The organism is Mycobacterium sp. Marseille-P9652 (assembly GCF_902652685.1).
GTDB lineage: Bacteria > Actinomycetota > Actinomycetes > Mycobacteriales > Mycobacteriaceae > Mycobacterium.
Genome location: NZ_CACRUY010000043.1, coordinates 38,455 through 48,420, shown reverse-complemented (window position 1 = coordinate 48,420; position 9,966 = coordinate 38,455). Strand labels below are relative to the sequence as shown.

Here is a 9,966-nt window from a genome sequence, read left to right as displayed (position 1 = left end):
ATCGCCGGGGGCGCCGGGTAGCGGGGGCCACGCCAGAGCTGCGCGGGCGTCGTCGGCGTGGCGTCGGTGGTGTGTGTGGACATCCGCGACCGTCCTTTGGTTCGAGCCGTTTGTACGCTACGAAGCTAACCACACAAACACGTAGCACTGCAACACCTAAATACGTAGCGCAAGCACGGCGCGCTCCTCCATTTCGCCAGTTCGCCTCGGCACTGGCAGGAAAGGGGGTTGTCCGGAAGACGTAGCGCACGCCGAACCGAGCGGTCTCATGGCACACCGGGTGGCCCGGTCACGCAGGGCCCGCCCGCCGGGCAACAGGCCACACGGACGGGCCGGGGCCTAAACCCGTCTAGGCACGGGCTGAGTCAGACACCGAGTCGATTCACGTCTCGGTGCGCGGCGTGGGACTCTGCGCGGACTCCCACTTCGACGCGAGCGACCTCACGACCCGGGTGCCGGCCGCCACTTCGAGCTGGAACGTCTCGCCCCCGTCGCCCTCCAGGGTGAGCAGAAAACCCGCGTCGCTGGTGTCCTTGAAGACGACCTTGACGGCTTGTCGGCGGGCGCCGCGGTCGACGGTGATGACATCGCCGGGGCTGACGTGGTCGATGAGGTCGTCACCGGAGGCTGCAGACATAGCGTCGACCGTAACGGACGCGTCGACGGCGCCCGGTACCCCCCGAGGGGCCAAAGTGACCCAGGCCACACGATGTTTGATCGATCGAGTCGGTGGAATCCGCTTGGGACACGGACGAAATCGCATCTGGCTCTTGTAGGAAGAGCCGCAAGGGAGACTTTTGATGAGTGAGCACGGCAAGGCCGGCGAAGCCCGCAGGGGCTTGGTCTATTCGGTGAAGGGCAAGGCGAAAGAGGTTGTCGGCGCCATCACCGGCAACGACTCCCTGACCGCCGAGGGACAGCTGGAGCAGACCCAGGCGCAGGAACGCAAGGAAGCCAACACGATCGAGGCCGTCGCCGAGTCCGAGGCCCGGGAGGCCAAGGCGGAGAACGCCGAGGCCAAGGTGGAGGGCGCCCGCGAGCGCCTGGCGGCCAATGTCCAGGCCGCCGCCGCCGAGGACTCGATCGAAGCACAGGAGGCCGCGCAGAAGGAGGCGGCCGACCTTGCCGCCCGACGGCAGGCCGCCACGCAACAGACGCAGGCCGAGCTGGAGGCACAGCGCGAGGCGGCGCAGGCGAAGGCCGCCGAGCGCGAAGAGATGCGCGACGCCACCGAAGACGTGGTCGACGCGGTCGCCGAACACCAGAGCGAGGTGCAGGTGGCCAAGAGCGAGGAGTCGGAGGCCGACCGCCTGCGACGCCATGCCGAGAACGTGACCGACCAAGCCGACCTGCCCTGACACCGGGCAAGACACAGGAGCAGTGATGAAGATATCCGACGTGCCCTTCGCGATTCTGCGATTCCAATACCAACTCGCGCGGTTCCCGCTGCAGGTGATCGAGGAGCGGCTGGTCACCCGCGTTCCGGAGGAAACGCCCGCGCGCCTCTTCTACGAGCGCTCGCTGGGCGTGCTGGACACCACCGTCGGCAACGCCCTCGGCGACCAGGACCTCGTCGAGCGGGGTGCCGCGCTGGTCGAACGCAGCGACGCGCTCGGCCGCGCCACCAGCCTCGAAACTCAGGCGGCGACCCGCAAGAAGCAGGCCGACGCCAAGCTGTCTCAGACGCGCGACCAGGCGATCCAGGACCAGCAGGAAGCCCGTGCGGCCACCGAGCAGGAGATCAAGGAGGCGCGCCAGAACGCCAACGAGCGCAAGCGCCAAGCTGCCGAGACTGCGCAGAAGCAGAGCGCCGCGGCCAAGCGGCAGGCCGACGAGGCGGCCGAGAAGCGCAAGGAAACGGTCGAAGCGGCCAAGCGCCAGACCGAGAAGAGGACGCAGGCCGCCGAGGAGGCCGCGGCCCAGGACGCCGCCGCCAAGATCGACGAGGCCCGCGAGAAGAGCGACGAGGCCGAGGCGAAGCGCGCCCAGGCCGACCAGGTGGCGGAACTGGCCGATGCCGAGAAGGAGAAGCGGGCGGACGATTAGTCGCGCTCGCGAGCGCGGCGAAGCCGGGCGATGGGGGTACCCCCGCGTAGCTGGGGGACGGATCGCGACCATTGGGCTAGATCAGATGCGGGAGCTCAGGCCCGCGACCAGGTTGATCGTGACCGCCAGCACGACCGCGCCCAGCAGGTAGGACAGCAACGCGTGGCGTAGGACGGTCGCCCTGATGGACGTCAGCCCGATCTCGGTGTCGGAGACCTGGAACGTCATGCCGACGGTGAAGGCCACGTAGGCGAAGTCGCGGAAGCGGGGTCGCTCGGGGTCGTGGAAGTTGATCCCGCCCGGTTCGCCCGTGTAGTAGAGCCGGGCGTAGTGGACGGTGAACAGGGTGTGCACCGCGAACCACGACGCCGCGACGGTCAGAATGCCGACGATGGCCGCCTCGATCACCGCGGGTCCGGAACGCGACGCCGCGGCAACCACGTAGCCGACCCCGGCGAGGCTCGCGACGCTGGCGGAGATGATGACGATGTCGGCGACCAACCGGGTGGGGTCTTCCCGCGTCACGTACCGGCAGGTTTCGTCGGCGTCCATGCCGCCCAGGATCAGCCAGGCCCACACCACGTACACCCCGGCCGTGGCCACCCACCCGATGATGGCGTACCGCCAGCCGAGCGTGTTGCCCACCGTGACCGCGACCGCCGCCCCGATGACCACGGCGACCGCGATGCGCACCGCGACGGTGTCGCGCGACGACGCGAGAAGGGGTTTCACAATCCCGACCTAAGCACCATGGCGGGCTCAGTCAAGGGCGGCCTCGGCGGCGCTGTCAGCTCCGCGATGACGCCGGGCCCAGTTTGCCGACCGCGAAGGTGGCGGCCTGGATCACCATCCCGTTCTGGATGTAGGCCAGGTGCGAGAAGATGTTGCCACCCGGGGAACAAATTGGGTCGTCGGGCGCGCACAGGCTGATCATCTTTCCGCCGTACAGCGGGTTGATGGTGGGCAGCGGCTGACCGCCGTAGAGAGCGCTCGACAATCCGCTCGTCGGCTCGCCGAAGAGGGCCACGGCGGCCACGTGGTCGGCGACGGAGGGCGGCATCTGGTTGGTGGCCAGGTCGATCACGGCCGCCCCCTGCGAGTATCCGCCGAGCACCATCTTCGTGTTCGGGCAGCTGGCGGCGACGTCCTGGATGTGGGCGCTCGCGTCGTCCGCGCCGGCGGCCGCACTGCCGTGGTAGTCGTCGCTGGCCGGATAGTTGACCGCATACGACGTCACGGATCGACCCTTGGCCTGCGAGCCGATCGAGTCGACGAACGCCTGGCCGACAGAGCCGAGGCCGGCGGGCTCGCGGGTGCCCCGCGCGAACACGACCGCGATGTCGGAGCAGGCGTCGGCGGACGCGGCCGGGATGGCGATGGCCGGGGCCGACACGGCCCACACGGTCGCCGCCACGGCGCCGGCGACGCGGGCGGGGATGCGTGCACTCACTGGAATCATTGCCAAATGCTGACACACCGGCGGCGGCGGCGGCGCGGGCGCCATGGCGACAAGACGGCCGTCGCGGGCAGCGCCGATGTTCATCGCCCCACGCGGGCATATCAGGAAACTCCGAAATACGCTGGGAATGATCAGGATTCGATTTTCGGGGGTGCAGCGTGCCTAGACTGGGCCGGTGCGCGAGTCATCCGACATCCTTGTTCCGAAGGGCGCGTGAGCATTGCCGACCTTTGACCGCGATTCCGCCGCCGTCCACTACACCGATACCGGCTCGCCCCCGGGGGACCCGCGCGCGGCGACGATCTTCTTCGGCCATGGCCTGCTCTTCGGCGGCTGGATGTTTCGAGCCCAGGTCGCGGCGCTGCGCGATCGATACCGCTGCGTGACGATCGACTGGCGCGGCCAGGGGGACAGCGCCCCGGCCGCCGGCGGCTACGACATGGACACCCTGACCGACGACGCGGGCGCGCTGATCGACGTGCTTGGAGTGGGGCCGGTCCACTACGTCGGACTTTCCATGGGCGGCTTCGTCGGACAGCGCCTCGCGGCCCGCCGGGGCGAGCTGGTGCGCACCCTGACGCTGCTAGGCACCAGCGCGTCCCCCGAGGACCCCGACAAAGCGCGAAAATACCGGCTGATGGCGTCGGTCTACCGGCTTACCGGGATATCGCCGCTGCGCCGGGCGGTGCAGCCCCTCATGTTCGGACCCCGCTTCCTGGCCGACCCCGGCAGTCAGCCGGTGACCGATGAGTGGGCGGACCGGTTGCGGCGCTGCCGCCGCCCGGCGACCAGCAAGGCGGTGCGTGCCGTCGCCGATCGCCGCGGCATCGAGAACGAACTCGGCCGGATCGCCGCGCCCACGCTGGTAATCGTCGGGGAGGACGACGCTGCCACGCCGCCGCCCAAGAGCCGGCGCATCGCCGAGCTGATCGATGGCGCCAGGCTGGTTCAGATCCCCGAATGCGGGCACAGCACCGCCCTGGAACAGCCCGAACGCGTTTCGGCGCTGCTGGGGGAGTTCGTCGGCGGCTGAGCCCCTACCGCCACTTGATGCCGCAACCGATCGAGGGCCGCTGGTCGGGGTCGACGGGCCGCCCGGCGAGCACAGCGTCCACCGCCGCGCGGACGTCGGCGGCCGTCACCGGCAGGCCGTTCTTGGGCCGCGAATCGTCCAGCTGCCCGCGGTAGACGAGCCGGCGCTCGCCGTCGAAGACGAACGTGTCCGGCGTGCAGGCCGCGGAATAGGCGCGGGCGACGTCCTGGGTCTCGTCATAGAGGTACGGGAACGTCCAGCCGTGCCGGCGGGCCTCGGCGACCATCTGGTCGGGACCGTCCTGCGGATAGGTCGTCACGTCGTTGCTGGAGATACCGACCATCGCGACGCCCTGATCGGTGAGGTCGCGGCCGAGCGCCGCCAGGCCGTCGGCCACGTGCTGCACGTAAGGGCAGTGGTTGCAGATGAAGGTGACGACCAGGGCAGGACCGGTCAGTTCGTCGAGGCCGACCGTGCGGCCCGTGGCCGGGTCGGGCAGCGCGAACGACGGGGCGGGGGTTCCCAGGGCGAGCATGGTGGACTCGACGGCCATGACCGCCAGCGTAGCGACCCGGATGCTCGTCGATACCGGCGCGGTGTCGGCCCGGAATTTTGCTGGTACGCCCGTCGCGCCGCGCCGCCGGGGCCGAACAGCGTTGCGGGTGAAAGCGCAGAACTCCCGACGATTCGATGCCTCGTCTTTTGGCGCACCGGGACCCGACGGAGGCTACAGTGAGATCCGCATCACAGCCTGATGTGCGGTTGCTGCAGCCGCGGCGGTCCCGGTGCACTCTCTGACCAGTGTGCTCTCGTGAGCCGGCGCGGTGTATGGGGAATCCTCCCTATCTCTGCGGCGCCGGGTTTGGCGGCACCGGTACACACTGGTCAAGACGTGGGGGCAGTCGGTGGATTGCTTGCTCGAGCGCGAAGCGGTTCTAGCCGAACTGGGCGCCCTGGCGCGCGGGATCAGGCGCGGCACGGGCGGCCTGGTGTTGCTGGGCGGAGAGGCCGGTGTCGGCAAGACGGCGGCGATCACCCGCTTCACGTCGCGCCTCGATCTTGATATCCGTGTACTGCGCGGATGGTGCGACCCTCTCGAGGCGACCCGGCCCTTGGGCCCACTGCTGGACGCGCTTGCCGGGGTGGGCCCTGCGGCGGCGCACGCGCTGAGCTCGGCCATCGAGGCCGGTGACACCGGCGCCTTGTATCGGCGGTTGCTGGGCGTGTTGCGCGACGGCCACCGGTGGGTGTGGGTGATCGAGGACGCCCACTGGGCCGATGGCGCGACGTTGGATCTCCTGCGTTTCTTGGCCCGGCGGGTGGACTCGCTCCCGCTGATGCTCCTGGTGTCGTACCGCGACGATGCGCTCAGCGCCGAGCATCCGCTGTCGGTCGCGTTGGGGGATGTGGCGACGTGCGCGGCGGCCACCCGCATCGGTTTGCGGCCGCTGAGCCGCGCTGCCGTCGCCACCCTTGCCGTTGGGAGCGGGCTCAACGCGAACGAGTTGCACCGACTCACCGGAGGAAACCCGTTCTTCCTGACCGAGGTGTTGGCGGCCGGCGCCGCCGCCCTGACCCGGAACACCTTGCCACGCAGCATTTCTGAGGCGGTGTGTGGGCGGCTGGGTCGTCTTTCGTCCGCGGCGCGGGAGACCGCGCACGCGGCGGCGGTCTGCGGTCCGCGAGCGGACCCGGACCTGCTGGCGAAGGTGTGTCCTGAGGCCGGCGCGGGCTTGGTGGAATGCCTGGATGCCGGAGTGCTGGTCGCCGAGGGCGATGCGATCGGCTTCCGCCACGAGCTGGCCCGGCGGGCAACCGCCGACAAGATTCCGGGCTATCAGCGCCGAGTGCTGCACAAGCGGGCGCTGACGGCGCTTGCCGAACCGCCGATCAACCCGGATACATTCGGCGCGTTGGCATTTCATGCCGAGAAAGCCGGCGACACCGATGCTGTGACCCAATACGCGCCTGCGGCGGCCGCGCGCGCCTCGATGTTGGGCGCGAACAGGGAGGCCGCCGAGTTGTACGCGTTGGCGCTGCGCCACGCCGACGGCGTCCCCGCCGAGCAGAAGGTGACATGGCTGGAGCAGCATGCGTTCAGCTGCTACGTGAGCGGGCTCGGGAAGGCGGCGGTGTCGTCCTGGGAGGAGGCCATCGCGCTCCGCCACGCTTTGGGCGACACGCTGGGCGAGAGCAGCGATCTGCACTGGCTGTCCCACCAGCTGTATGCGCTCGGGCGCACCAGCGCGGCCGTGGAAAGCACCCTGGCGTCGCTGCGGTTGCTCGAAGACGCAGGACCATGCCCGCAGTTGGCCTGGTCACTGGCGGCGATGGCCGGGTTGGCGGCGTTCGGCTTCGACCCGGCATGCGCCGATTACGCGGAGCGTGCGATCGCCCTGGGCACTCAACTCGGTGATCGCGCGGTCGTCGTCCGCGCTCGCTTCTATGCCCTGCTCGCCCCCGTCCTCGCCGACGACACCGGCTGGGACGACCTGGAAGCGGCCTGGCACGATTCCATGGCCATCGAGGAGCTGTCCGAACTGGCCGGTTTGAACGGGGCGTTGATCTCCTGGTACGCCGCGGTGCATCACGACGTCGCGCGCGCCGAGGCCTACATCGACGAAACGTCCGCCTTCTGCGCCGAGCACGACTTGGGCATGTTCGACGCGGTCACCACCGGCGCGGCGGGTCTGCTGGCGATGCACACCGGGGATTGGTCCCACGCACTCGCGTGCGCCGACGACGTCGTGACGCGGCCGGGCCTTCCGCCATCGACACGCATCCTGTCTCTGATCACCGCGGCATTGATCCGTTCCCGCCGCGCAGAGCAGCCCGTCGACGCCCTACTGGACGAGGCCCTGGCCGCCGCCGACCCGGGAGACCTGGCGCGCCTGGGGGTGGTGTGGGCCGCGCGCGCGGAAGTGGCCTGGCTGGCCGGCGACGACGACACCGCACGCGCCGAGGCGCAGGCCGGGCTCGCGGCGGCCACCGAACACGCCGACCCGTGGTTGGTCGGTCACCTGCGGCGCTGGGCACAACTGGCCGGGGGGCCCGTCACTGACGCGCCGACCGTCGACACCGTCACCCCTTACCGACTCGAAGTCAGCGGTGACTGGCAGGGCGCCGCCGCCGAATGGACACGCCTTGGTTGCCCCTACGATGCCGCCATCGCTCAACTTGGCGGCGATGTCGCTGCCGTGGAAGCCGCCTTGACCACCTTCCGCCGCCTCGGCGCGCGGGCGGTAGCGCGGCGTGCTCAGCGGCGACTTGCCCAACTGCGCGGACCCATCCGCCGCAGCCACAGCGCCGGCACCGTATCCGACCCCGACGGGCTCACCCGCCGGGAACGCGAGGTACTGACGCTGATCGCCGCCGGCCACAGCGACGCCGACATCGCCACGAAGCTTTCCATCAGCCCCAAGACCGTCGGACACCACGTCACGGCCATCCTCGCCAAGCTCGGCGTCGACAACCGTACCCAGGCCGCCGTCCGCGTCCGGCAGCCCCCGACCGACCAGTCCTGATCCGCCTGCATTCGTAGGCCGGGCGGGTGAGTGCCGTCCCGGCGGCGCTCTTGTGAAACGCCGCTCAGCAATCGTCGGTTCGGCCAAACTCGAGATTTCCCGGCGTCGATTTCCTAGAGTCAGGCGTGCCGGCCCTATGACGCGCCCGAACGTCTGTGTAGTGGCGTGAGGTCCCGTCCCCGGTAAACATGCGCTCTTCACTTAGGGAAGGACACTCGGGGGATGAGTTTCTTGGTGGCTCCGCCGGAGATCACGTCTGCGCTGCTGCATTCGGGCGCCGGTTCGGGGCCCATGCTCGCCACCGCGGCGGCCTGGGACGGGCTGGCCGACGAGTTGGGTTCGGCCGCACAGTCTTTCTCGTCGGTCACCTCCGACCTGGCGAGCGCCGCTTGGCAGGGACCCGCGTCCGCCGCGATGCTCTCGACCGCGACCCGGTACGCCGGCGCCCTGTCCGAGGCGGCGGCCCAGGCGCAGACCGCGGCCGTGCAGGCCCAGACGGTGGCGAGCGCATTCGAGTCGGCCCTGGCCGCCACGGTGCATCCCGCCGCGGTGGCCGCCAACCGCAACGGGTTGATCCAGCTGGTGGTGTCGAACTTGTTCGGGCAGAACGCGCCCGCGATCGCCGCCGTGGAGGCCGACTACGAGCAGATGTGGGCCCAGGACGTGGCCGCCATGATCGGCTATCACGGCGGAGTCTCGGCCGCCGCCTCCGGGCTGGGTTCATGGTCGACGGCGTTGCAAGGGGTCTCGGGCCAGCTGACCAGCGCGGCCGCGGCCGCCCCCGCGGCCTCGCTGCTCGACCCGGTGAACACCGTTCTCGGCGCCATACCCGGCGGACAGTTCGTGTACGGCATCGAACAAAACGTCCTCGGCCTGATCAACGCGCCGACCGAAATCTTGTTCGGCTTCCCGCTGATCCCGACGGGACCGGCGGCGGTCCTGGGCGGGAACGGTGCGACGGGTCAAGTTCCGCTGACGATGTATGCGGGCACCGAGCCGCTGGTCAACGCCTCCGTCGGCACGGGCGCCCCGGTGCCCCTGCTCGTAGACACCGGGTCCCAGGGCCTGGTGATCCCGTTCCAGAAGGTCGGCGGCCTGTTGGGCATGCTTGAGCTTGGCATCCCCATCGGGGGCGGGATCAGCGGGTACAGCGGGGGATTGGACTACGTCTACCTGACGTACAACGCGCCGGTGAACTTCGGCGGTGGACTGGTCACCACGCCGACCCCCGTCGACGTCGAGATCTTCGCCTTCCCGACCACGTTGTCGTCGGCGCTGAACAACGGCTTCACGTTCCAGTCGTTCTTCGCCGCCGACGGCGCAAGCGGCGTGCTGGGCATCGGCCCGAACGCCACCGGCCCGGGTCCGAGCGTTCCTACCGCCGCACTTCCGGGGACCCTCGGTCAGGGTGTGCTCGTCAACGAAGTCGGAACCCCTACTTCTGGTCCTTATCTCCAGTTTGGCGGGCAGCCAGGAACGAACGGCCTCTACACCAACACCGGCGGCCCGTATGTCCCGGCCACTACTTCGGTCACGCTCCCCGGGGCGCCTATCACCAACCTGGACGTCAAGGTCAACGGCGTCAATCATCCGGGCGTCCCCTCAATCGTCGACACTGGAGGTGTTTTCGGAACCCTCCCCAGTGGCCTCAACGCGCAGCCGGGCGACTTGATCCAGGTTTACGATGCCAGCGGCACCCATCTGCTGTATCAGTACAACTACAACGTCAACTACTCCCCGACGCCGATCTCCAGCGGCCTGATGAACACCGGCTATCTGCCGTTCAGCACTCAGCCGGCCTATATCAGCAACGTGAACAACACCACCACCTTCTACCAATGAGCTGAGCCGGCAACCGTTCACCGGCCCGATAGTTTTGCCGAGCGGAAAGGCAGGGTATTCGG

General features: G+C 69.4%; 9 protein-coding genes. 5 read left to right on the top strand and 4 right to left on the bottom strand.

The genetic code is table 11. From position 1 onward, the window contains the following. Positions 1-382: 382 nt before the first annotated feature. On the bottom strand, positions 383-637 hold the full coding sequence (locus GPY60_RS20020; RefSeq protein WP_156689436.1) for a hypothetical protein: 255 nt from the start codon (positions 635-637) through the stop codon (positions 383-385). 163 nt (positions 638-800) lie between these two features. On the opposite strand from GPY60_RS20020, the gene GPY60_RS20015 reads away from it, so the two are divergent. Beyond that, complete coding sequence (locus tag GPY60_RS20015; RefSeq protein ID WP_156689435.1) at positions 801-1,358, top strand: CsbD family protein; 558 nt, start codon at positions 801-803, stop codon at positions 1,356-1,358. A 25-nt stretch (positions 1,359-1,383) separates the two neighbouring features. Beyond that, positions 1,384-2,046, top strand: a complete 663-nt coding sequence (locus GPY60_RS20010; protein WP_156689434.1) for an IF2 family translation initiation factor — start codon at positions 1,384-1,386, stop codon at positions 2,044-2,046. Positions 2,047-2,127: 81 nt separating this feature from the next. Here the strand turns inward: GPY60_RS20010 and GPY60_RS20005 are convergent, their stop codons facing one another. Continuing rightward, positions 2,128-2,778, bottom strand: a complete 651-nt coding sequence (locus GPY60_RS20005; RefSeq protein ID WP_156689433.1) for a DUF1345 domain-containing protein — start codon at positions 2,776-2,778, stop codon at positions 2,128-2,130. Positions 2,779-2,833: 55 nt separating this feature from the next. Then, positions 2,834-3,496 carry a cutinase family protein gene (locus GPY60_RS20000; protein ID WP_370462773.1) on the bottom strand — a complete coding sequence of 221 codons (663 nt, stop codon included), beginning with the start codon at positions 3,494-3,496 and terminating at the stop codon, positions 2,834-2,836. 229 nt (positions 3,497-3,725) lie between these two features. Here GPY60_RS20000 and GPY60_RS19995 point away from each other — a divergent pair, with 229 nt between their 5' ends. Continuing rightward, complete coding sequence (locus tag GPY60_RS19995; RefSeq protein ID WP_156689431.1) at positions 3,726-4,538, top strand: alpha/beta fold hydrolase; 813 nt, start codon at positions 3,726-3,728, stop codon at positions 4,536-4,538. 4 nt (positions 4,539-4,542) lie between these two features. Here GPY60_RS19995 and GPY60_RS19990 read toward each other — a convergent pair whose 3' ends face one another. Next, positions 4,543-5,091 carry a thioredoxin family protein gene (locus tag GPY60_RS19990; protein ID WP_156689430.1) on the bottom strand — a complete coding sequence of 183 codons (549 nt, stop codon included), beginning with the start codon at positions 5,089-5,091 and terminating at the stop codon, positions 4,543-4,545. Between the two features lie 352 nt (positions 5,092-5,443). On the opposite strand from GPY60_RS19990, the gene GPY60_RS19985 reads away from it, so the two are divergent. Together GPY60_RS19985 and GPY60_RS19980 are read left to right on the top strand one after the other, a co-directional pair. Further along, entirely contained in the window at positions 5,444-8,062 is a 2,619-nt protein-coding gene (locus GPY60_RS19985; protein WP_156689429.1) for a helix-turn-helix transcriptional regulator, read from the top strand. A gap of 222 nt (positions 8,063-8,284) precedes the next feature. Continuing rightward, positions 8,285-9,904 carry a PecA family PE domain-processing aspartic protease gene (locus tag GPY60_RS19980; protein ID WP_156689428.1) on the top strand — a complete coding sequence of 540 codons (1,620 nt, stop codon included), beginning with the start codon at positions 8,285-8,287 and terminating at the stop codon, positions 9,902-9,904. Positions 9,905-9,966: the final 62 nt, after the last annotated feature.

What these genes read in the sequence shown, in the direction of transcription:
- GPY60_RS20020 (WP_156689436.1), bottom strand. Translation starts at nt 637, where the DNA reads ATGTCTGCAGCCTCCGGTGACGACCTCATCGACCACGTCAGCCCCGGC.
- GPY60_RS20015 (WP_156689435.1), top strand. Translation starts at nt 801, where the DNA reads ATGAGTGAGCACGGCAAGGCCGGCGAAGCCCGCAGGGGCTTGGTCTAT.
- GPY60_RS20010 (WP_156689434.1), top strand. Translation starts at nt 1,384, where the DNA reads ATGAAGATATCCGACGTGCCCTTCGCGATTCTGCGATTCCAATACCAA.
- GPY60_RS19990 (WP_156689430.1), bottom strand. Translation starts at nt 5,091, where the DNA reads ATGGCCGTCGAGTCCACCATGCTCGCCCTGGGAACCCCCGCCCCGTCG.
- GPY60_RS19980 (WP_156689428.1), top strand. Translation starts at nt 8,285, where the DNA reads ATGAGTTTCTTGGTGGCTCCGCCGGAGATCACGTCTGCGCTGCTGCAT.